Annotated in this window: 21 protein-coding genes; 14 read left to right on the forward strand and 7 right to left on the reverse strand. The window is 43.2% G+C overall.

Going from position 1 to position 23,964, the window contains the following annotated elements; translation table 11 throughout:
• Positions 1-368: 368 nt before the first annotated feature.
• Positions 369-1,538 carry a benzoate/H(+) symporter BenE family transporter gene (locus tag NST47_RS06725; RefSeq protein WP_341154429.1) on the reverse strand — a complete coding sequence of 390 codons (1,170 nt, stop codon included), beginning with the start codon at positions 1,536-1,538 and terminating at the stop codon, positions 369-371.
• A gap of 236 nt (positions 1,539-1,774) precedes the next feature.
• Between NST47_RS06725 and NST47_RS06730 the strand changes: the two genes are divergently transcribed.
• The 11 genes from NST47_RS06730 to NST47_RS06775 all read left to right on the forward strand — a co-directional run bounded on the left by NST47_RS06730 (position 1,775) and on the right by NST47_RS06775 (position 14,608).
• Positions 1,775-3,874, forward strand: coding sequence for a beta-galactosidase (locus NST47_RS06730; RefSeq protein WP_341154430.1), 2,100 nt, complete (start codon positions 1,775-1,777; stop codon positions 3,872-3,874).
• Between the two features lie 2 nt (positions 3,875-3,876).
• Complete coding sequence (locus NST47_RS06735) at positions 3,877-4,995, forward strand: type I phosphomannose isomerase catalytic subunit (RefSeq protein ID WP_341154431.1); 1,119 nt, start codon at positions 3,877-3,879, stop codon at positions 4,993-4,995.
• A 243-nt stretch (positions 4,996-5,238) separates the two neighbouring features.
• Positions 5,239-6,123 (forward strand): carbohydrate ABC transporter permease, encoded by an 885-nt coding sequence (locus NST47_RS06740; RefSeq protein WP_341154432.1) that lies wholly within the window; start codon positions 5,239-5,241, stop codon positions 6,121-6,123.
• Positions 6,124-6,135: 12 nt separating this feature from the next.
• On the forward strand, positions 6,136-6,960 hold the full coding sequence (locus NST47_RS06745) for a carbohydrate ABC transporter permease (protein ID WP_076236427.1): 825 nt from the start codon (positions 6,136-6,138) through the stop codon (positions 6,958-6,960).
• 131 nt (positions 6,961-7,091) lie between these two features.
• Positions 7,092-8,429 (forward strand): ABC transporter substrate-binding protein, encoded by a 1,338-nt coding sequence (locus NST47_RS06750; protein WP_341154433.1) that lies wholly within the window; start codon positions 7,092-7,094, stop codon positions 8,427-8,429.
• Between the two features lie 133 nt (positions 8,430-8,562).
• Complete coding sequence (locus NST47_RS06755) at positions 8,563-10,314, forward strand: cache domain-containing sensor histidine kinase (RefSeq protein WP_341154434.1); 1,752 nt, start codon at positions 8,563-8,565, stop codon at positions 10,312-10,314.
• Position 10,315: 1 nt separating this feature from the next.
• Positions 10,316-11,941, forward strand: coding sequence for a response regulator (locus tag NST47_RS06760; protein ID WP_341154435.1), 1,626 nt, complete (start codon positions 10,316-10,318; stop codon positions 11,939-11,941).
• A 189-nt stretch (positions 11,942-12,130) separates the two neighbouring features.
• The gene (locus NST47_RS06765) at positions 12,131-12,841 is read left to right on the forward strand and encodes a serine hydrolase domain-containing protein (RefSeq protein ID WP_341154436.1); all 711 of its coding nucleotides are present in this window, start codon (positions 12,131-12,133) and stop codon (positions 12,839-12,841) included.
• A gap of 221 nt (positions 12,842-13,062) precedes the next feature.
• Entirely contained in the window at positions 13,063-13,290 is a 228-nt protein-coding gene (locus NST47_RS37125; RefSeq protein ID WP_445667444.1) for a GNAT family N-acetyltransferase, read from the forward strand.
• A gap of 40 nt (positions 13,291-13,330) precedes the next feature.
• The gene (locus NST47_RS06770) at positions 13,331-14,041 is read left to right on the forward strand and encodes an AAA family ATPase (RefSeq protein WP_341154437.1); all 711 of its coding nucleotides are present in this window, start codon (positions 13,331-13,333) and stop codon (positions 14,039-14,041) included.
• Between the two features lie 135 nt (positions 14,042-14,176).
• Entirely contained in the window at positions 14,177-14,608 is a 432-nt protein-coding gene (locus NST47_RS06775; RefSeq protein WP_341154438.1) for a DUF6526 family protein, read from the forward strand.
• A gap of 116 nt (positions 14,609-14,724) precedes the next feature.
• Here the strand turns inward: NST47_RS06775 and NST47_RS06780 are convergent, their stop codons facing one another.
• From NST47_RS06780 to NST47_RS06795, 4 genes are read right to left on the reverse strand one after another with little or no spacing between them, the layout of a single operon-like run.
• Positions 14,725-15,924, reverse strand: a complete 1,200-nt coding sequence (locus tag NST47_RS06780) for a Ger(x)C family spore germination protein (protein ID WP_341154439.1) — start codon at positions 15,922-15,924, stop codon at positions 14,725-14,727.
• Entirely contained in the window at positions 15,921-17,498 is a 1,578-nt protein-coding gene (locus NST47_RS06785; protein ID WP_445667359.1) for a spore germination protein, read from the reverse strand. Before NST47_RS06785 ends, NST47_RS06780 begins: the two co-directional genes overlap by 4 nt.
• Positions 17,488-18,603, reverse strand: a complete 1,116-nt coding sequence (locus tag NST47_RS06790) for a GerAB/ArcD/ProY family transporter (RefSeq protein WP_341154441.1) — start codon at positions 18,601-18,603, stop codon at positions 17,488-17,490. The genes NST47_RS06785 and NST47_RS06790 overlap by 11 nt, the downstream gene beginning before the upstream one ends.
• A gap of 46 nt (positions 18,604-18,649) precedes the next feature.
• Positions 18,650-18,859 carry a hypothetical protein gene (locus NST47_RS06795; protein ID WP_341154442.1) on the reverse strand — a complete coding sequence of 70 codons (210 nt, stop codon included), beginning with the start codon at positions 18,857-18,859 and terminating at the stop codon, positions 18,650-18,652.
• Between the two features lie 178 nt (positions 18,860-19,037).
• Here NST47_RS06795 and NST47_RS06800 point away from each other — a divergent pair, with 178 nt between their 5' ends.
• Positions 19,038-19,868 carry a sugar phosphate isomerase/epimerase family protein gene (locus NST47_RS06800; protein WP_341154443.1) on the forward strand — a complete coding sequence of 277 codons (831 nt, stop codon included), beginning with the start codon at positions 19,038-19,040 and terminating at the stop codon, positions 19,866-19,868.
• 25 nt (positions 19,869-19,893) lie between these two features.
• Here NST47_RS06800 and NST47_RS06805 read toward each other — a convergent pair whose 3' ends face one another.
• Positions 19,894-20,772, reverse strand: a complete 879-nt coding sequence (locus tag NST47_RS06805; protein ID WP_341154444.1) for a pentapeptide repeat-containing protein — start codon at positions 20,770-20,772, stop codon at positions 19,894-19,896.
• A gap of 317 nt (positions 20,773-21,089) precedes the next feature.
• On the opposite strand from NST47_RS06805, the gene NST47_RS06810 reads away from it, so the two are divergent.
• Positions 21,090-21,686 (forward strand): TetR/AcrR family transcriptional regulator, encoded by a 597-nt coding sequence (locus tag NST47_RS06810; RefSeq protein WP_341154445.1) that lies wholly within the window; start codon positions 21,090-21,092, stop codon positions 21,684-21,686.
• A gap of 120 nt (positions 21,687-21,806) precedes the next feature.
• On the forward strand, positions 21,807-22,625 hold the full coding sequence (locus NST47_RS06815; RefSeq protein ID WP_341154446.1) for an SDR family oxidoreductase: 819 nt from the start codon (positions 21,807-21,809) through the stop codon (positions 22,623-22,625).
• A 94-nt stretch (positions 22,626-22,719) separates the two neighbouring features.
• Here NST47_RS06815 and NST47_RS06820 read toward each other — a convergent pair whose 3' ends face one another.
• Positions 22,720-23,877 (reverse strand): DUF2264 domain-containing protein, encoded by a 1,158-nt coding sequence (locus NST47_RS06820; protein WP_341154447.1) that lies wholly within the window; start codon positions 23,875-23,877, stop codon positions 22,720-22,722.
• Positions 23,878-23,964 lie beyond the last annotated feature (87 nt).

The raw sequence follows: 23,964 nt of genomic DNA on the forward strand, positions 1-23,964 counted from the left end.
TTACGGATCCTCTTTTCTATAGGTGTAGTGAGCTTTGAATATATAAAGTAATATTTTTTCATTACTATACTAGTCAGGCTAGTGAAAACGCATGTAACTAAAGTTATAAGAAATGTTAATTAATTGTAAAGGAGGGTAAATAGGTCCGAATTCCTATTTCAGTCATCTATTTTGCTGTGTTAATCCTTTGTGGACGGTTATGAAGGAAGGCGGGCCCTTCCATGCCAAGGGCTACTTGAAGGACTACGCACTTAGGCTGGAAGCACAGCACAAAGAAGGTCACGACATTTTGTGTGACCTTCTTTGTGCTGCTTATGCTCCTGCAATCTACTCCAGGCGTTTCGTGAGCCTACCTGGACTTCTTCTGCTTATGCCTGATCTTCTTTGAGCTTCTCCTTACTAAACTTGCCTTCACCCAGCAGTTTTGCCGATATCACACCTACCAGCAAAGACCATACCGGAGCGGAAATACCAAGAAAGGAGAGATTCGAAATGGCGATTACAAAAACAAACAAGATGGATAATTGATAGGAAGGCTCAGAAAAGGAGGATCGCAAGCTGTTTAACAAAACTCCCAAAAGAGCAAAACCAGAAAGCAGCGTAATAAATGAAGAAGGGAGCAGCTCAATAATTACGATCATTTTCCACGCAAACAGTCCGAACAATGCGACTAATCCACCGGAAACTATCGCTGCTACCAGCCGTTTCTCTTTCGGGCCCGCTTCATCGCTACTGCAAAGCGCAGTCATCATCCCGCCTATATTTACTGCATGTCCCCCAAATAAGCCAACAATTAACGTGCCCAATCCCGAAAAAACAAGTGTTTTATTGACAGGTGGATGATATCCATTTTTTTTCAGGGCGGCTAAAGCGACAGCAATATCATTACTTAAAATTAATACAGCTAAGGGAATCGCAATCGTAATAAAGCTATTCAATGTAAAGGTCGGCACAACAAGCTGCGGTAAACTAAATTCAGTTGTTTGAACAATTGGAAAATCGTAACCTATGAAAAGTCCCAAGACACCAAAAATAAGTACACCTAATAATGGAGAGATCCATTTAGATATTCTAGGCCCGATGAAAAAGCCGAGAATAGCCAGCCCACCTACAAGTGGAGACTCTTTAAATGCAGGAACGATATGAACAACATAATTCAGAATAAGACCCGCGAGCATGGCATCAATCATCGGTTTGGGTATGAACGTCAATACTTTATTAAATAATCCCGAAAATCCGAATATAAGGACAAGTCCACCGGTCATCATGAAGCTGCCAGACAATTCATTGACTGAAAAATTAGCTGCCACTGTACTTAAAAAAGCGACGGCTGTTATGGAGTGTGCTCCGCCAAAAGGGATCTTGTACTTGAGAGACAAGGCGATGTTGAAAACACCACCGATAAAGTAAACAACGAATATCCATGAAATCAGCTCTGATCGGTTTAATCCAATCATTTCTGCACATTTAATGACCAGAATCGCGCCACCTGTGCAGGCCATTAAAGCGGACAGGATACCAGCCAAAACGTTTTGCATGTTCAAAATGGAAGCTGCTCCTTCTCTTAACCTGTTGTATAGGAATGTGCTATATAAGTGATTATGATTCCTTAACTATATTAACTTAAAAAAGATCATCAGTAACCATCCAATATATGAATTTTCGAAGTGGTATAAATTTTTCGGATTTGGTCATGTTCCTTGCTTATCAGTCAGAAGTCTAACATTTATAATTGAACAATGACTATCAATATAATGAAGGTAGGGGAAATATAATGAAATCCTTTCCATACGGATCCGTGCTCAAGGTACAACGGGAATTTACAATTGAAACGATCAAAAAGAAATTGGATGATATGAATCAATGTGGAATGAACTTTGTCGTCATTTGGCCTGCTGTTTTTTGGTGGGAAAATAAAGCTAACGCAAATTACCCTTTTCAGACGGGGATCGAGATTCTTAAGCATGCGGAGCAAATCGGGATGAAGGTTATTATGGAGCTGGCCGGGCAAATTACCGCGCTGGAATATGCGCCTGATTTTCTGATGAGGGAAGAATATTATGCTACCAAAGCGAATGGAACCGTGGATAATGATAAAATTATTTTCGATTATTTAAACTACAACCATCCTGAAGTGAAGCAGCTGGTTAAGAAAAATTACACCGATGTGGCCAATGCTTATAAAGGATATGCAGCTTTGTACGGCTATGATATTCTGAATGAGACGATGTTTACCTCTTATGATCGTTATACGCTGCAGCTGTTCCGCGGCTGGCTGGAGGAGAAATACGGTACGATTGACCGGTTAAATGAAGTGTGGGACCGCTCGTATTATGATTGGCAGCAAATTGAATTTACCTATTGGCTATGGGCCAGCGTAATGCCGTTTGTCGATTGGGAGCAATTCCGTAAGGCTAACGTCGGCATGATTTTGAATGAGTGGAAAGGTTATGTGAAATCCGTTGACCCGGATCGTCCGACGATTGCCGATAATATCAATTCGATGATTGCTACGGATAATTTCTATACGAGACCGCATGATGACTGGAACGTTGCGGACAATGTGGACGAGTACGGGATCTCGTTTTATCCAAAGGAAAATTTGGTGGGTCAGCCGCATTATAAGCGTTGGGAAACGTTTGTTGGTGTTCATTCTGCCACAAAAACAGGCCGTTTCTGGATTTCGGAGCTGCAAAGCCATCATCGCAACATGTTCAATCCGAATAGTATCGTATATCCTTACGAGCTCAAATGGTGGAATTGGGAAGCTATTTCTCACGGGGCCAAAGGCATGATATATTGGAAATGGGATCCATTCATCAAAGGCATTCAAACAGCGGGTCGGGGATTGGTGGATACGCAGGGCGGCTTCACGCCAAGAGCGCATGCAGCGGCTGAAATTGCCGATATTCTCGAAGCACATGCCCATGAATTTACCACATATGAGCCTGAGCAGCCGCGTGCAGCTATTCTCTACGATAAGCTGACCCATGACTTTACCAAAGCCTTCACGCTTACGGTGCCTAAAGAAACGAATATTTATATCAATTCCATTGCCGGCTTGTATGAAAGCTTGTGGGAGCTGAATATTCCGGTTAAATTTATTACGCCTGAAGATGTGAAGAGTGGAAAAGTGAACGAGTTCCAAACTTTGTTCCTGACCAATCAACTAGCGATTGGGCCTGAGCTTGCAGCTGCAATCAAGGATTTTGCAGAGCAGGGCGGCACGGTTATCGCGGATGGTAAATTTGGCGAAATTCGTGAAGACAGCGTCCTGAATGAGGAATTGCCGGGCGGAGCGCTGAATTCAGAGCTTGGCTACCGTTTCGTCGATATTGATCCACTGAACCTGCAAATCTCACTTGAAGCAGATGGAGAAAAGGCAATAACGGGGATACCTGGATATTTTGAACGGAAAATCCTGAGTATCGATAATTCGAAGGCAGAAGTATGGGGCAGCTATTCAGATCATCATCCTGGAGTGCTGTGCTCGCCGATTGGCAAAGGCCGAATCATTTATATTTCCACAATGCTTTGGTATGGTTATCATATGGAACCTAATCCCGATGTATTGAAATGGGTTCAGCAGTTGGATGCCAAGTATTCGCTTTCCCTGCATGCCGCCGCTGATTCCCGATTGAAAATATGTACATTGCGAGGGGAAGACGGGCTCTTGTTGTTCGTATTCAACTACACAGACGAGGCCGTGGAATCGGAAGTGGTATTGAACGGAATCAGCTCGAAGCTTGAATCTGCTTCCAACATCACTAGCGGCAGCGCCGTGGATGCACGTCAGCAGCAGGACCAAGTCGTATTACCTGTAGCTTTACAGAGCAAAGATGTAGCAATTTACAAGCTTTCATGGAGGGGATAACGATGTCCGAAACAAATTTCGATAAACTGGCTTCGCAGCCCATTTTGCTGCAAGCCAATCGGGTATGGCGCACGTATTCAGGCGGCAAGCTCATTGATCAATGGCAGGGCAATGATCATCCTGAAGACAGCAGCTTTCCGGAAGAGTGGGTTGCTTCCGTAGTGAAAGCTACGAATGTCGGACGCGAGCATATCCAGGATGAGGGATTAAGCACAATCAAGCTCACAGATGGAACAGAAGTTACCTTGCAGGAAGTCATCGATTCCAATCCGGAAGCGTATCTGGGCAAGACTCATGTGGAAAAACACGGGTCCCGGACAGCAGTACTGGTCAAATTGCTCGATTCCAGCGAGCGGCTGACGATTCAGGTACACCCGGATCGCGAGTTCGCGCAAACGATGTTCAATTCCCAATTCGGCAAAACGGAAGCCTGGTATGTGATTGGTGGCAGACAAATCGATGGGGAAGAGCCCTATGTTTTGTTTGGCTTCAAGCCTGGGATGACAGCAGAGAAATGGAAAGAGCTGTTCGAGAAGCAGGATATTCCCGGTATGATCGACGCCTTGCACCGGATTCCGGTGCGCGAGGGTGAGGTTTATCTGGTCGAGGGTGGCGTACCTCATGCTATTGGCATTGGCTGCTTCCTTATTGAAATTCAGGAGCCTACGGATTACACACTGCGTACGGAGAAAGTGACTCCAAGAGGAAATATTGTCCCGGATCAAGCGTGCCATCAGGGGCTTGGTTTTGAAAATATGCTTAATTGCTTTCATTATGATGCTTATTCCCTGGAGCAAATTAAAGACAAATGGTTCATTGCTCCAACCGAGCTTCAGGAAACAGCCGGAGGCAGCTTAACCGCACTCATTAAGGAAACCGATACGGACCGCTTCACCATGAACCGTCTGACCGTCGTGTCCGAGTATGCTTACGAGAATGACGGGACGTTTGCGATTGCCATTGTTGTACAAGGAAAAGGCAAGCTGCTATGGGGATCAGAAGAAATCAGCATTAAACAGGGGAATACTTTTTTCCTGCCTGCCTCCTTATCTTCAGTGAAATGGATCAGCACAGATGAATCACCGTTGGAGGTCATTCTTTGCTACCCTCCGAAGCCATGATTCATTGAATCACAGCTCACGGCTCTAATAGTTTTAAGCTCTCCTGGACGTTCAGGAGGGCTTTTTAATTATGGCCCCCATACCCATGTCCTCGCCAACGCACTCAAGTATGGGTTTATGTAGACCTACCCCAAACAAGTATAAATTTTTTCAAACCGGTCACTTTCAACGCTTATGGACAATCCTCGTGTTCCGTATACTAAAGTCAACGAACATCAATTAAGAAAGGAAAGGCTGAAGTCCATGAAAAAAAACAATGTCTCCGAAACCATAACGGGTTATATATTTATCGGCCCACTAGCGATAGGCCTGCTTGTACTGACACTAATTCCCATTATTATCTCCATCGTGTTGAGTTTTACAAGCTGGAGTTTGGTTCAAGGGCTGCATGGGATTCAATTTGTCGGATTGAAAAATTTTGTCCAATTGTTCCAAGACCCTGTATTTCTTAAATCGCTCAGCAATAATTTCATCTTTATTCTTGTCGTACCGGTGACGATGATTAGCGCCCTTCTCCTTGCTGTTACTATTAACAAGAATGTATATTGGAAAGACTTGTTCAAGGTCGTTTATTTCATGCCTTATATCTCAAGCATTGTAGCGGTAGCGATTGTATGTCAGGTGCTCTTTCATCCAGAGTACGGGCCGATTAATGAGACGCTAAAAGCTATCGGAATAGCCAATCCGCCTAAATGGCTTGCCGATCCTCAATTTTCACTGCTTACGATTATGGGGATCACGGTATGGACCGGGGTTGGGTATAATCTGATTATTTATTTGGCAGGTTTGCAAAGCATTCCGAAGGATTTGTATGAAGCGGCCGATATCGACGGGGCCAACTCGATCGTCAAATTTTTCAAAATCACGCTGCCGTTGTTATCGCCAACGACCTTCTTCCTGTTGGTCACGGGCATTATTGGCTCTTTTAAAGTGTTTGATATTATCGTTGTTTTGACCGGCGGAGGGCCTTCCGATTCCTCTTCCATGATGGTGTTTTACTTGTATCAGCAAGCTTTTATTAATTTGAAGACAGGTTATGCGTCCGCAGTATCGGTTGTTCTTCTCGTCTGTGTATTGATCATCACCTTGATTCAATTTTTCGCCCAGAAAAAATGGGTCAATTACTAGGAGGGTCGCTGCATGAATCTTAGCTTACGCAAATCCAGCATCACCTTACTGATGTTGATTATAGGTATCCTGTTTTTGTTTCCATTTTTTTGGATGATTTCCGCTTCATTCAAGCAGGAAACGGAAGTGTTCAACTTCCCGATCGAATGGATTCCGACGCATTGGAACGCGGTGCAGAATTACACGCAGGTATGGTTAAAAACCCCGTTTGCTCAATACTACGGGAACTCTATCCTCGTGTCCGTGTCAACGACAGCTTTATCCGTTTTTATTTCATGTATGGCGGCCTATGGATTTACTAAAGTCCATTTCAAAGGAAGAGAAGTCATTTTCCTTATTTTGTTAGTCGTTTATATGATCCCGCATCAAGCCATACTGGTACCACAATTTATTATTTTTCGTTGGTTAGGCTTGTACGATACACACATAGGGCTCATATTTTTGAATTGCTTCAGCGTATTGGGCACTTTTTTACTCCGTCAAGCCTTTTTAAGTATTAATGATGAATTTATAGAATCCGCCAGAATGGACGGTGCAGGTCACTTTCGGATCTTTACCTCGGTCATTGTGCCTTTGGTGAAGCCGGTCGTTGCGACTTATGCGATCCTAAGATTCATCTGGACCTGGAACGATTATCAGAACCCGTTAATCTTTTTGAATTCCAAGCATTTGTTTACCCTGCAGTTGGGCATTCAATCGTTCGGTAATGAGAACGGTCAATTTTATTCGTTGGTGATGGCTGGAGCCGTATCGGCTATTTTACCGCTGCTGATTGTGTTTATCATTGGTCAAAAGCATGTCATTGAAGGTATTTCTGCAGGTGGTGTGAAGGGTTAAAAAGTATTGTTTAAGTAAAAATATTTACCAATAGGATAAAATTGTTGCTTATGTAGATATTTTCCGATCGCTATAATGAAGTTGCTGCTGGATCTTACAAAATTGAATTCAAATAAAGGGGATACATTCAAATGAAAAAGACAAGTGCTTTGCTGCTTACCGGTGCAATGATGGCTTCGTTGTTAGCAGGCTGTGGAGAAAAGCCTAAGGAAGAACAGGCTGCTGCAGGCGCTGGCAATGCGAAACAGGTTAATCTTAAGGTTTACACCTGGTTGTCTGAAGAAACGGCTCATTGGAGCAAGATCATGCCCGAATTTAATAAAGACTATCCGAACATCAAGGTTGATGTAAATATTTTATCCTCCAAGGATGATGCTCATGAAGCAATGAAAAAGCTGGACTTGGCGGCGGCTTCGGGTCAACAAATGGACGTTATCATGCTGAATGACTCAACTGGATATACGCAGCGTGTGAATGCAGGAATGCTGGCTCCGTTGGACGATTTTTTGAAAACAGACGGGATCGACTATGATAGCGAATACAAGGCTACAACTCAAATCAACGGTAAATATTACGCGCTTCCAGGCAGATTGCTTACCTGGTTTGTAATGTTAAACAAACAAAAGCTTGATGAAGCAGGCCTTGCGGTTCCCAAGGAATGGACCTGGGATGAGTTCATGGATTATTCCAAGAAGCTAACCAAAGGCGAAGGCCCATCCAAACAGTACGGAACGTATTTCCACAACTGGATGCAGTACATTACTTTAGCTATGGTAAACAATCCGGAAAATAACCGTATTGTAACCGCGGATGGCAAGGTTGAAATTAATAATGACCGTATCCGTAAATCGTTGCAAATTGCCAATCAAGTACAGAACGTGGATAAAACGGCTCATTCGTATGCAGATGTCATTTCGCAAAAATTAACATACCGCAATGAATACTTTGGTGGTAAAGCGGCTATCATCCCGACAGGAAATTGGATGATTACGGAAGCAGCAGGCAGTGAAACGATTCCGGCCAAATTTGTATCCGTGTTTGCTCCATACCCGAAATTTTCCAAAGACGATCCAAACGGCCAGACATTGGCGACGATTGATTATATTGGTGTAGCTGCAAGCTCGAAGAATCCGAAGGAAGCTTACGAGTTTACCCGTTGGTTTACGACCAAAGGTATCCTGGCTTCGGAGGCTATGATCTCATCATGGACGAAAGCAGATTTAAACAAAATGATCGACGGCTTGATTAAGACAGGTAAAAATCCGGAAATGGTCGATAAAGCATCATTGGAATATGTAATGAACAGTGCGAAACCGGTTAAAATTGTTGCTCCTCCAGCTTATATCAGCGACGCGGAGAAACGCTATACCTCGGAAGTAGAAAAGTTCTTGTTGGACAAGGTAGATCTGGAAACGACGATTAAAAATGCAGAAAAAGCTGTAACTGATGTGGTTAATACCAATAAATAATTAGGTGCAGGGTATGATACAATAGATCTATCAGAAAAATACAAGCCGTGGAGAGTGATTTACTCTTCACGGTTATCCTGTTTTACGCAAAGTAGGGATGGAATTGAACTCATTATTTAAAAAGCTGTTCAAATTGTCTCTGAGACAAAAAATTATGTACTCCATTATCGCTTGTCTGATCGCTCCTCCCATTATCGCCATTCAGGTATCCGATTATTTTACAAGAGATGTACTGCGTGAGCAGGCTGCCACGAATGCTCAGGAATCATTGGATGTTGCGAATTTATATGTGACGGACCTGTTGAATTCCATGATTTATATGACCAATAACATTCAATTTGACAATGAAACTGCAACCGTCATGAGAAAGCTGGGTCAAGAGCCGTTTGATCCCTCGTTAATCGTGATGGAAGGTAAATATATAACGAACAAACTGGAGACGCTTGTGTTCTCCAAGGATCATATGTATATCTCGGTCCTGCTGCCCAATGGGGCTTATTTTACGAATTATTCGGGCTCTGAATTCAATCCGCTGCAGTTTCGTTCCGAGCCCTGGTTTGCAAAGCTGGATTCCATGACCGAGTATGATATTCACTGGGTGGGAACACACCCGAACTATATTGGCTCAAGAACGAAAGCAAGCCCTAATCTGGTAACGATGGCAAGGGTGCTCAAGTCAAGCAGATCCAAGCCCTATGCTTATATTGTTTTAAGTGCGGAGGAGCAGATGATCAGTGATTTTTTCAACAAGTATGCTCCAACGCAAAAAATGATGTTAACGGATTCAGCAGGCACCATTCTTTCAAGTACGGATAACCAGCAAATAGGAACGGTCTTTTCACAGATGGAAGCTGCCGATCAATCGAAAACAAAATTTTTAATGGTGGACAACCAGGAATATATATTATTAAATGAACCGCTTTCGATTTCGGGATGGCATCTGATCAGCTTGGTGTCTTATCAAACGGCGATTGAAAAGATTCAAAATATTCGCAAAAACGATTATTGGGCTCAATTTGTTTTTTTGCTTATTTTTATTGTGTTCCTGTTCTTGATTATTAACCGAATTACGAAACCACTCGTTGTATTGGCGAGGGTAGCTTCCAGTGTTAAATTAGGAACATTGAATGTCAGAGCGGATATTCGAGGCACGGATGAAATAGGCCGGCTTGGACAGGTGTTTAATCAGATGCTGGAACGCATTGAATTGATGATAGAGCAGATCACGGAGGAGCAGACGCGTAAACGGATGCTGGAGCTGGAGCTGCTGCAGGCGCAAATCAATCCGCATTTTTTATTTAACCTGTTAAATTCGATCCGGATGAAGATCCGAATGAGGGGGGACCGGGAAAGCGCCGATCTGATTACATCACTTTCCAAGCTGCTTCGTATGACGATCAACCGCAACAACGAGTTTTTGCCGGTGGATGTGGAGGTGGATACGGTTCGCCATTACGTGAAGCTGATGAATGTTAGACATAATCAAAAAATCCAGTTTGAGGAGTCCATCGTACCGAATGTGCTGATGGAGGATATCCCCCGATTTACGATTCAGCCTTTTATTGAGAATGCTTTTATACATGGGTTAAATCAGAAATACGGTCATATCATCCTGTCTATATGGAAAGATCAAACTTATTTAATCATATCCGTGTGGGATGACGGTGTGGGCATCGATGAAGAGAAAATGGATGAACTGAAAAAATCATTTAATCGCGAAGCGAATGACTCCAAGAGCCGAATTAATGGGATCGGATTGAAAAATGTCCATGACCGTTTGGCCTTGATTTATGGTCCTTCCTTTCAAATGGATATTCAAAGCGATGCCAAGAGCGGCACGGAGATTACCATCAAGCTTCCGCTTCGGGCAAAAGGGGAGGATTAACTTGTACAAAGTACTGTTGGCAGACGACGACTATCCGGTAATCGAGTTTTTGAGACAAGAAATCCCTTGGGTTGAACTGAATCTGCAATGCATCGGATATGCAGAGGATGGTTTATCGGCACTGGCCAAAGCACAGGAGGAGATGCCCGATATTTTGATTACCGATATCGGCATGCCCGGAATGAATGGCATCGAGCTGATCCAACACTTGAAGCAGCTCAATCCCAAGATGCGTACAGTCATTTTGTCCTGCCATGATGAATTTCAGTATACCCGCCAAGCGGTTAAGCTGCATGTACAAGATTATGTGCTCAAGGAATCGATGGAAATTGAAGAGCTGGTCGATATTTTGAAAAAGCTGCTGGTTCAAATGGATGAGGAACAAAATGAAACCCGGAGAAACCAAGGGATGCTGCTATCGTTCAAGCAAAATCAGGATACGCTGAAGGAGAAGCTGATCAGCAAGCTATTGCATGCTCCGATCTTTGATGAAGCCGAATGGCATCGGGAGTTTGACAAATTCGGTATCGACTTTTCAACTAAAAAATACTTCCCCGTCATTTGCTACATCAATCAGTATGACAAGCAGCTGAAACGGTTCCAGTCCGAGGAAGTGCTTGTATATGCGATAAGCAATATCATCGATGAAATTTTGCATAATAATCAGGATGCGGTCTGTTTCCGTTTAGGCTCCAAGGAACTATTGTTTCTATTTGCCGGGTCGAGAATGAACGGTAATCAGGTAACGGATTTCGATAAGAAGCCTTTACAGGATATTCAGTCAGCCATTCATAAATATATAAAAATTGATGTTTCCTTTATTATGGGAGAGCATTACAGCAGCAATATTAAAGTGCTTAAAAGGGAGATCAATGTCTTAATGGAGTTGTCCCTTCAACGGTTTTATTTGCCTGATAGGGTGGTCATCCGCATGGAGCAGCTAACCGTTCCGTTTGCCCGTGAGGATATTTTCCAGTATTATTCGGAAGTCTCAGACGCCCTCGGGAAGCTGTTGCTTGATGAAGCTGTGACTCTGATTGATGAAACGATTTCGCAATGGTTCCGCTTCTTCATTGAACAACGGTTTCATCCTGAAGAGCTGAAGAGCTTCATTCTCAGACTGGTGATGGACCAATATGTGAAAGTTAGATCCTCAGCACAATATTTTGATTTTGAAATATCTAAGGAGCTGCTGCATCAGGCTGTTTTATCTGTCGAATCGGTCTGCGAATTGGAAGTGTGGCTGAATTTATTTTGGAAATCACTGCTCGAATCTATTTCAACGATGTCGAAACGTTCCAGACGTATGGAAATCATTAAGGCACAAAAATATGTATTGACCCATCTTGACCAGAAAATTACTTTGGAGGAAGTTTCGGAATTGCTGCATTTGAATCCGGCCTATTTCAGCCGTTTGTATAAAAAAGAGACCCAGGAAAGCTTTATCGGCTATGTCACCCGTATGAAGATGGAGAAGGCGAAGGAATGGCTCGAAACGACAAACAAAACGGTGGAGGAAATATCGGTTCAGCTTGGCTATGAGAATAAAAGCTACTTTAACAAATGCTTTAAATCGATTTACAAAATGCCACCTTCCCTGTTGCAGCAAAATCTCGGCTTGAAGTAAGGGTGGATTACATGCTCGTAGCGCAGCGCGGCGGCCTGTCTGGGTGGATGGGTGGCCGCACTAATTGATGTGAATCATAAGTAACATGTTGGAATGGAGATGAAAATTTGAGCAATCCTAATGCTATCCTGCATTATATGAACGCGTATATGAAGCGTTTTCCGTTTTCAGGGGTTATCCATGTGTTTAATGCCACTGGGGATGCTCGATACGACGCTTGAGGATGGAATGGAAATCCTGCCAGGCAAAGCCTTTGGATATGGCATGAACCATGAAAGTATAGTAAGGGGAGAATATCATAATCCGGCTTATAGTATCGGTGCTGGAGGTATGGTTTCTAACTGTTCAGACTTATATAAATGGTATCTTTGTCTCAAGGATCGTAAATTGCTGGGCAGCAGCACGTATTCTCGCTTTTTTCAGGAAAATGTAAACGGTTACTGCTATGGTTTATTCAAGGATTATATGTACGGAAAACCAAGATTTTATCATGACGGTGCATATCTTGGAATTGGTGCGTATATGCAAAGTTTTTTCGAAGATGATATTTGTATTATGGTGCTATGCAACTATGACTTTGTTAATTATTTTCGGGTAGGAAACGCGATCAGTGAGTTGATCTTTACGGGAAAAGCAGAGGTTCCACAGAAGCTGGTGGAAATCGTTCTTGATGAAGAGTTAGCTGAAAAGTATGAAGGCGTCTACGTAAAAAATCGTGCAGAATTGAGAAGAGTTCATCATCGTTGGGAATTTGTACATTTGGGCCGCTTTCATAAACCTCTCTATCCTATTGGGAACCATCAATTTCAGAGCACATGGTTGGATAAATCCTATATTCTAAAAGGATGTGAGGATGGTGAGTTTGAGTTTATAGGATTAAGGAAGCAGATTGACTCCTGAAAGAGCTGCTTGAAATAGTGCGATAAGGAACACCGCCAAAAGATTCAGAAGTATGTAACTGACCCCAATAAAGGTGCATTTATTATTGAAAATTCAGTTTTGTCCATGCCCATCGGTATGATCATGTATTCCATATCCAATAGGGATGATGTGTATCCCTGGAAAACGATATATAATGAATTAGATCGTACCTTGTTTCAAAGTGACGGTCGATTCTCGAAATTTTTCAATTATGGGTGCATCCAAATTACCGCAGAGCAGGCTTGGCAACACAACTTAAAAACAAGCTGGAAGAAGCGGCTCAATATCACAATGTCAATTTAATATATACCCATACCGAAGCGGTAAATGATCACGTCATTGAGCTTAATAAAAAAATAGGTTATCAAGAGGTTCGACGTGTCCTATTTGGGATGATATCATTCGTGTTAGCCTTATCAAACAGGTGAAAGTATCCAATTAAGAGTATAAGCATTGGAGTTGAACACCATGTACTTACGCAGCCTGGAAATACTCAGAAATAAAGATCAAAACCCAAAAGCGTATCCCTTTACGATACCCGCGATCAAGGAATTGGACTCCATTTCGTTCGAAACGAATGTTACCTTTTTTGTGGGGGAGAATGGCTCGGGGAAATCTACACTGCTGGAGGCGATCGCCTATCAGTGCGGATTTAATACGGCTGGAGGAGGGAGAAACAACGCCTATGAGGTCGATGCTTCCGCGTCCATACTGGGGGATCATATCCGACTTTCGTGGATGCCCAAAATTACGAATGGATTTTTTCTGCGAGCAGAAACCTTTTATCACTTTGCGTCCCATATGGACACGCTGCCCGAGGGCTTGCAATATTATGGAGGTCGTTCCTTACACGAGCAATCGCATGGGGAGGCGTTTCTTTCACTTTTCACACATCGCTTTGGAAAAAGGGCGATTTACCTGCTGGATGAACCGGAAGCGGCTCTATCGCCTGCGCGGCAGCTGGCACTGCTGCGCATTATTAAAGATCTGGAGCACGATGCTCAGTTCATCATCGCTACACATTCACCAATTCTGCTCGGATATCCAAATGCGCAAATACTGAACTTTGACGTACAGCCTGTAGCGGAGATTCGATATGAGGATACGCTGCATTATATGATTACAAGACGTTTTCTGGAAAACAGGAAGGCCGTCCTTAAGGAATTGTTTGAAGATTAACAGATGATACGAGAACAACAGGATTTACCAACTTTTTGTTGAATACATGAAAGATATGTACGACGCCATGTCGTGTGTAATTCATTTTGAACTGGTATATAGTATTATCAAAGCGACTTACAAGGAGGAAGAAGATTGAGCAAGCCCAAAGCGCAAAGTTATGATAATCACAAGAAATTTGTACCACTATTCCATTTTGTCCTGGCACCTATCGCGCTGATCCTATTTATTGCGTCGATTATTCACGTGTTCAAAGAGCAATTTAGCTATGCCTCCCTTTTTGATTTTGGTATTATCTTATGCGTATTCATATTGGCGGCGCTTATTCGACAATTTGCAACCCAATTGCAGGACCGTACCATTTTACAGGAAGAGAGATTTCGGCATGTTCAGCTTACAGGCAAACCTTTGGATGCAAGACTCAGTTTAAAGCAGATCATCGCACTTCGTTTTGCCTCAGACGAATCATTTCCTCAATTATGTGTGAAGGCCGCCGAAACGGGGATGGAGCCAGATAAGATCAAGAAATCCATAACTGAGTGGAGAGCGGATCACCACCGAGTGTAACGTGATCATCTTTGCGGATTGTGTATGGCATTACATATCAATAAGATGCACTTTAAGTAGGAAGGGCGTGTCGCGGTCAGCGATACGCTCAGGTTCGCTAAAGCTCATGATCATCATTAGTTGTTCTCATTTAAAAATGTGTTTGTTTTCAAGCCCGTATACCTCATTTTAACATCTACAGTTACATCTATATCTGCTTTCGCGAACTCGCTATTCCACTTTTCTTTGACCCTTTTAAAATTATGATAATCCTGCCTATTCATGACTTCTCCGAAGCCGAATATATCCGAGCTGTATTTCTTTTGGGCCTTCTCAATGATTCCTTTAATTCCAGCTTTCACCCGCTCTTCAATCAGGCTTTGATAATGGTTAAACGTTTCTAATTTCCTCATGTCATCTCTACATTGCGTACCATCCATTTTCGCTTCCAAGGTCACCGAGATTTGTATAAAAGGTTTATCGTCTTTGTAGTAAGATTTAACTTTGGAGTGAGAATTAAATATATGAACAGTGATGAGCTTGTTCTCTCCACATGGAGCGGTGATAGAGGTGGATTTGATTTTATTTTGGGTCCACAAATAATATCGGGTATCATCTACGTCAAGATAGCCCTGCAGCCGCTCGCCCTTGAAAATGGCTGTACCGCTCAGTAACACCATAGCATCGGGTTCAATTGTCTCCATATTACTTTTTCTTTTCCCTTTTTCAGCATCACCTCGGATGGTAACAGCCGTTAGCACAGGTTCTCTTCCTTTTGAAATTAAAGAGGAAACAAAATTCTTGATGGTACTTTGAGGATCACCACCATAATCCTTGAACATGGTTTCGAGCTGTGCTTTTAGTTTAAATGAAGAAGATTTTTGCAGTGGATAAGAAACCTTTAATACATCAGACGCTGGAACTCCTTTTGCAATAATCAGATTATATTCATTCCGTATTTCTCGATTTCTGTCCAGAAAGTCAATAAATTCAAGTAAACCTTCCTTAGCCACCTTCTCGCTAATGACTATAACTTGTACATGAGAGTAAGTTGAGCTTCTCGTGAAGCCAATGTTCAACCTATTCACAAGTTCTGCAATCATATCGCCTTCCAGACTAAAAATGATGGAAGGGGTAGCCTTCCCGCCTGTCTTTGGATTTATTTCTGTTTCAATAATCGATTCAGTGGTCAATTTATATTTTTTGAGCTCCCCTTTGTCTATGGCTATCCCTGTAATAAGGGATGTTGCATTCAGCTCTTTCCGGTCCCAACAACCACTTACAACAACGACGATAATAAGCAAAGGTACACACAAACCGATTATTCTTGTCATCATCTGGAACCTTTCTCCATCGGAGGGGTAGGGGGTTCAACGTTGGGCTGCATAAGTGGTTTTTTCGTTTTGAGGTAGCTGGGTCTGTTTTTTAATGAAAAAATAGGAAATCGAAATACAACATCTTTGTGGTCCTCAATAATAAAGGGTGCAAACGGAGCCATGTAGGGAATTCCGAAAGAACGAAGACTGCACAAATGTCCGATCAAAATGAGCAAACCTAATGCGACTCCATAAAGACCGAATACAGATGCAAAAAGAATCAGAATAAATCTCAACAAACGAGTCGATACAGCAAAGCTGTAAATAGGGGAAACAAAGCTGGAAATTGTCGATAATGCAATAATAATAACCGTAGAAGACGAAACAATTCCCGCTTCTATTACGGCTTGACCAATAACCAAACCTCCAACAATTGACACGGTAGGGCCTACAGCTTTAGGCATTCGAGCACCTGCCTCCCGTAAAATTTCAAATGTGATTTCCATAATAAAAACTTCGAATAAAGCTGGAAAAGGAATATTTTCTCTTTGAGACGTAAGGCTTACCAATAAGGTTGTCGGAATAATTTCAATATGATAGGTGATAACTGATAAATATAAAGAAGGAAACAGGAGAGAGATCATAAAAGATAGATATCGAATCACTCGAGCAAACGAGCTCATCAGGAAAGGATGATAATAATCTTCCGATACTTGAAAAAAGTCATTGAAAACCGTAGGAAGCAGGAGCACGAATGGGCTCCCGTCCACGATAATTGCAATTTTTCCCTCCACTAAATTAGCTGAGATCGTATCGGGTCTTTCCGAATTGTAAATAAGCGGGAATAAGGTGGTGGTTTTATCCGAAATCAATTCTTCTAGCGTCCCCGAATCAAATAAGGAAGTGGTTTTAATGTTATTGATTCTATTGTTGATTTCCTTTAAAACTCCATCATTCACTATGCCATCTATGTAGCATACGTAAACAGTCGTAGCGGTATCTGAACCAAGCGTATGTTTTTTGAAGCGAAGTGAAGGATTTTTGATCCTGCGTCGAATCAGACTTAAATTCGTATCGCTTGATTCGGTAAATCCATCCTTAGGACCACGAATAATACCTTGCGTGCTGGGTTCTTCTATAGAACGTGAAGAAATGGAATTCATACGTATAGAAATTGTTTTAGTAAAGTCTTTAATAAAGAGAATAACATGCCCGGTAAGGATACTGTCGATGACTTGAGTTTCATACTCTAACAGCTGAAGCTGGGTTCCTGCCAATTTCTCCTTACAAAACTGTTCAAGCTCACTTTCATTTTCTATACATAACGGATTAACGGAAGCGACAGAAAGAGAGAGCACAATTTTTTCATTAATTGCTTGTTCATCGGTCATGGTCGTGAGGTAGCACATCAATGCCTCTCGTTGTCCTATATATAACGACTCTATGTAAAAATCGGAGGTCTGTCCGAAAATTTCTTGAAAACGATTTTGGTTAGCAATTAAATCTTTTCCGATGGGTACATTCCGACTTTCTTGTGGAGGGGTCCAGGGATCAATATTCCTTTTTTTGGATTTAAACAATTTTTTAAACAACATCTTTGGCAGCGCCTCCTTTTTTTATATTTGTACAAATGATAAACAAAAATATAATGAATGGAATTATATATTGAATAGGTAAGTGTATATACAGGGGCACAAGCTCAAAACCTTCCTGGAAATGTTCAGTAGTATTTTCTGCAATTAAAATGGCAAACAAGGCTATTTGCATTGCGACTGGAATAACAAACGGACGATAATGCAATTTGGAGACGTATCCTATACCTCTCAACGCGCAATAGAAAAAGATACTCACCTTCACATATATTCCCATCATCATTACAAAAACGACTATTGCGTCCAATCGCTCAATAAAATTAGCAACCGATATTTCTCTTGCTGCATTGAGTAGAGGGAAGGTGGAACGTTCATTAATTTCAAACCCCAAAACACTAATTTTAATCATTGTAAAACAAGTGAGTAGTAACCCTGCTAGAGTGACAGAAATGATACTGATCTTTTTTATATGCTTGCATTGATTCACAGAGGCGCCAATAATCATAAGTACGATTAATTCTCCGTTGGGAAAAGTTAGAAGAACCGGAAAAATAGCCTTTAAAATCGGTTTAAATCCTTCAGCAAGAATGGGCTGTAAATTTTCCAGGTGAATGTTGCCGCCAATAAAAAGTAAGCACATAATTAATATTAAAAAAAATATCGTGTATGGAAAAAATATTTCCATACTCCTCCCCAAAACCTCAATTCCCATGTAGAGAATATAAGCAATGACCAGCATGAAGGTTAAAGAGATGAATTCCATAGGTGTATTTGGGAAAATAACGATTTTAATCAACTCGCAAAAATCACGTAAATTTCTGGACGCCGTATAAATAAAGTATTCTATGTAACCTATTGATACGAAAACAGCCATTTTTCTTCCAAAACATACCTCTAGAATTTCAAATATGTTTTTATTGGGCATTTTCAATAAGATAAAGCTATAAAATTGTACTAAACCGATCCCTATGAAAGAAGCAAGCAAAATAGCGATCCATGCGTCCTGTTTCGCCTGATTGGCGACACTAACTACAATAGCAGTACCTAAATGGAAACTGAATATAAGAACGAATAGCTGGGACAGCGATATTTTTTCCACTAGTCTCACATTCAGTCAGCTCCTTATTTAATCTGGATGATGGCTGTAAGGGTTTTTATTTTCCCTTTAATCGATAATCGACAATAATGGCATAAATAAAGCTGAGTCCAAGTGTTACAAATACAATTTGCCTCCCTGTGTGCATGTTAATTTCTGTGATGTTCATGAACGCTTTTAGGAAAGTAGTGCCATAAACAATCGAGTCTATACAAGTAATGATGACAATTCCGATAAGTAAAATGACAAAAGAAAAAAATGTAACCAAACCTGTATTCCCTCTTTTCCTTAAGGATTATTATTTTAAAGTACCCTAACATGAGAGATATATGCAGAAGATAGATATTATGGAATAATCAGTTGTTGAGGGGGGAAGTCTTTCAACGAAAAATGTTAATTTTGTGGTATTCTAATATGGTGCAAATAGAAATTTTGGAGGAATTCTTATGAAAATCGCCTTTAACCAAGCCACCACAATGAAAAATTCAACGCTTAAAATCGATCTTGAATTTTGTGAGAAGCACGGGTACGATCTGATTGAAATCCGCTTGGATAAACTAAAGGAATACTTAGAGGAATTTACGGTAGCTGATTTGAAGAGCTTTTTCGATACGAGTAAGATGAAACCGTTTGCTTTCAATGCGCTTGAATTCATCAGCTTTCGAGATGAAACCGGTTACAACAAAATAGTGGAAGACCTGCAATTTCTTTGTGAGGTTGGCTCCGTTATTGACTGTAAAAAAATTATTGTTGTTCCTACCTTCGACATCGGCGATTATACCCGTCAACAAATTCAGGAGGAAACCGTCAGGGTGCTGCATGATTTGGCAGACCGTGCGCAAGCTTACGGGGTAAGCCTGGCCTTCGAATTCGTGGGTTATCCGAACTGCTCGGTCAATACGTTCGGACAAGCCTATCAAATTGTTCAAGCGGCTAACCGCGACAATGTTGGAATCGTGCTGGATTGCTTCCATTTTCATGCTATGAACTCCAGGCTTGAGGATTTACAGCAGGCAGATCCCGCTAAAATTTTCGTGTTCCATATTGACGATTGCGAAGATTTGCCTGTTGGTGCTTTGAGGGACCAACACCGGGTATGGCCAGGGCATGGCTGTGTGGACTTAGATGCGATCCTAAGAACGCTGAGTGAAATTGGATACAGTGAAATGGTATCTGTGGAATTGTTCAGGCCGGAATATTGGGATTGGGAGATTGAACGAACGATTCAAACCGGCAAAGAAACGACGGAACAGGCGATCCGTACATATTTTGCTTAGCCAAAAGCTGCCAAGGGCAGCTGCCTTATGCTCCAAAGCTCGTCCAATGTGTTGGGCGAATGAGCGAAGAGGGCAGCTTGGTATCGGCATCGCCCTTCGCCGCGTTAAGCTGGGCTTGGGTGAGAAAGATACTGTCGGTAAGGTCGGCGCCGCTGATATCAGCGTCTCGGAAATCTGCCCCGATGAGGTCAGCCACTCGCAAGTCGGCACCTTTGAGGTCAGCGGCAATAAGGTACGCCCCTCGCAAGTTGGCGCCTTTGAGATCTGCTCCTCCAAGCTTAGCCCCGATAAGGTCAGCCCCTCGGCCGTAGTTCTTCTTACGCCGTGGGGAAACCGGCTGCTGATCACGAGCTTCGGCTCGTACAAGTTCGCTTGTCCTCAGGAGCAGAGAATTGACATAGGCCCGATGTTCGGCCACGGCAAGCTCCATGAGAGAGTCGGGACTGAGGTAAGTTAAGCGTTCTGTTTCTTCGAGTGCGAGGCTGAGCTCACCGTGGATTGACTGGGCCTGCTGCAGCGTCAACGCTTCTGTCAAATACCAGAGCAGCTCATGAAGCTGCCGCATGATCGGAAATACCTCGAACATTGGCTTCGCCATATCCGGGGCTTGCCGCCAGTCTTGTCCACCGAAGGTGACTTGGGAAACATGCTGCCCTGCACCAAAGCAGTCATAAACCGTGCAGCCTCGAAAACCGAGTTCTCTGAGGCTTGTGTGAACACCGCAGCGAAAATCCGACTGCAGGTTGGGACAGGGCTGACCGGCATTTTTGTCGATTGCAAAATCAGAAGAAGCTGCAAAGGGCAGCGCGGCACAGCACAAGCCGAAGCAATTCTCGCAGTCAGCTTGCAGATGGATACGATTCCTGTCAGGGAAAGACCCTGAATTATCGAGATTCTTGGACATGTGAGGCCTCCTTACGCTGCCAGCTTATAGCAGCTAATTGACTCAAAATTAGGTTGCAATATTAACGTAATACCTTTAATGCACCGCTCCAGACAATGACTTGATCGAACAAACGATTTGATTGCCTCCGACCAAGCGATCGTATGCGGTTTCGTATATCGAGCCATTACAGGTGTATCATATCAGATGGATTCCTTACAGTTCAAAAGAAACAACCGTTATAACTAATGTTTCCGTTTGACAAAGTATACAAAATGGTCGTAAAATAGAATGAACATTCGATCTATGTTTGTTAAGCTGATTCACGGAGGGATGCCATGTTTGATAAATACAATAAAGTACAGCAGGCTGTTTTGGAGACGACCCTTCGCATCATTATTCAAAGGGAGCTGCAAGCTACATCGATGGCGTTGATCGCTAAGGAATCCGGCGTATCGACAGGTAATATTTATCACTATTTTCAGAGCAAGGAGGATATCGTCAACGAGCTGTATAAGGGGATTGTAACCTTTAACGGTGAATATGTAATCCAGGGCTTGAATCAAAAGGGAACTATTCGGGAACGCTTTAACTGGGGCTGGGAGAAGGTCATTGAGCTGAGCAAAAAGTACCCTGAAGGCTTTTTGTTTATTGAGCAGTATTCGTTTTCACCCTATATTTATGAAGAGGTCAAAAAAGAGGCATACTCGGGCGGTTGGTGCGGCCCAATGAACAAGCTTTATGCCGAGGCGATTGATCAACAGCTCATTATCGACATGCAGCCGGAATTAATGGTTCAAATGCATTACGGATCTATCGTATATATGGTCAAAGGACATATTCATGGGAACATTGAATTCACTGAAGAAATTGCTCGCGACGCGATACAGGCTTGCTGGAACGGAGTCAGCCGAGAGACCCCAATAGCCAATTAAACAGGTCTTGGTTTAACCAAGGCCGATTTTTTAAAAGTCATTAGAATGAACATTCGATCTATACACGCTTGAGATTAAGAATGCTCCATATCAAACAAATCAGAAAGAGGAGATCAACCCATGAACAAAACGATTTTTATTACAGGAGCCAGCTCTGGGCTGGGCAAATTAACGGCAATTCATTTTGCCAAGATGGGCTGGAACGTAGCCGCTACGATGCGCACGCCTGACAAGGAAACGGAGCTTACCAAGTACAGCAATATTAAAATTTTCAAGCTGGATGTTACAGATGTGCAGCAAGTACGAACAGCCGTAGAGCAGGCGATTGCTGCATTCAGTCGAATTGATGTGGTTGTGAATAACGCGGGGATGGGTACCTACGGTGCCTTGGAGCTGGCCGATGAGGAAGATATAGATTGGCAGTTTGCTGTTAACGTTCGCGGTCCCATTAATGTAATTCGTGCGTTTTTGCCGCACTATCGTGCCAATGGGGGCGGCATGTTCATCAACATCAGCTCCATGATGGGAGTTACGACTGCTGTACCGACCGGATCGTTGTATAACATGTCCAAATTCGCATTGGAAGGACTGATCGAAGGTCTTTATTACGAGCTGAAGCCGCTGAATATCGAATTAAGATTGGTGGAGCAGGACGGTTCCAGTGGTAATAATTTTGTGAATAACGTCATTTGGAACACGAACGAAGATATTAAGGACTATGATGCCATAACCGCAAAAGTGAAGCGCATGTTCGAAAATATTGACAGCAGCCGTTTGGAGGACCCACAAAATATCGTCGATGAGATTGAGGCTTTGGCAACCGGGGCCAGCCAGCAATTCCGTACACTGGTAGGTCAATCCAGCAAGAACCTGGTCGCACTCAGAAATTCTGTGCCGATTGAGGAATATTTGGAAAAGGTCATGGCAAACTTTAAATAAGTGGTGGTTACTTTCGGAAGAGGATATAGAAGGTATAACTCATAAGCAAAGGCAGGGTAGCTGTTTAATAAGCTTCTCTGCCTTTGCTTGTGTTCTACGATTTGCGCAGTGCTTGGTCCACGCCGGTTGGCGCACCCGACCATATTTGCTTGGCTGTCCAATCGGCTGAGCCCTGCCAGAAGCTGGAATGGGCCGGCAGTCCCAAAGTAATAAATCCGGTCGAGCATAAATACAAGCTGCCCGTTGAAATATAATACTCACCGATTCCCGGCTGCGCACCAGACAGGCCAATTTGCAGCCAGCCATTGGCATCGTAGGTACCAGGAGCGTCAAGTGTGCGGCGGATTACGGCGGTCAGCGCACAGCGGACTTGAGCCGGCGCGATATCGCCCGGCAGCTCCTCGCGCAGCGCGACTTGTGCAAGCAGCTGAAAGGCGCCGGTCCGGTAAGCCAGTGACCGACCGATCGGAGGGAAGGTGCCCTCCGGTGAAATTAGCCGTTCCTGCACAGCTGCATATCGCTGCGCCCGCAGAAGGATCGGCGCACGCATTTGCTGCCATTCCGGGTAACAGTCCCCGACGGTTTCAACAATGTCGATGAGCATGGGCTGAATCACATAGCTGTTGTAATAGTCCCAGTGAAATTCAGGGCCATCACCATAGGCTCCATCGCCTTTATACCACTGCTCATGCTGCCTGAGGGCGTAATCAACACGCATGGAATCCCATGCGGCTCCCATCTTGAATAACGCGGCTTCGACAATAGCAGAGAACAGCAGCCAATTGTTGAAGCCGGGTTTGCAGTACCGCGTGGCCGTTAATTCGGCAATGAGGTTGTGCCTCACGGAGTCGTCGAGCTTGTCAAAAAGCTCAGTCGGTGCACGCAATATCGCATGCGCGACAAAGGCTGCATCAACGACAGGCTGAAAGCCTTGACGGAAATTAAGATAATCGGCTGAAGCAGGGTCAACCGCAGAACGAATCGCTTCGCGGGCCAGCACAGCGATATGCCTGCGCAATTCACCTTCATGACCGGAATCGGAACCTGACTCCAGCCAAGGAGCAAGCCCGGTCAGCGTTCGTCCGAATGCCTCGAGATGCGTGAATTGGGCACGGTCCCCCGTGTTGTTCTCAATCGGCATCGTTTGTTTGAGCTGGCCAGCGGCCAGTGCTTCCAGAACGGGGGTCACAACCCGGCATAAGGTGTGGACCCAGTAGCTCCTGTCGTTCGTGGTTTCGGCTGGATGATTCACGAATGTACCTCCTTACGGTGTTTAGATAACCTATTACGAAATGACACAGCCGTATCCCTTCCAGTGGTCGTGGTGTCCGTATTTGTA

It is taken from the genome of Paenibacillus sp. FSL H8-0034, from assembly GCF_038000305.1.
Classification (GTDB): domain Bacteria; phylum Bacillota; class Bacilli; order Paenibacillales; family NBRC-103111; genus Paenibacillus_S.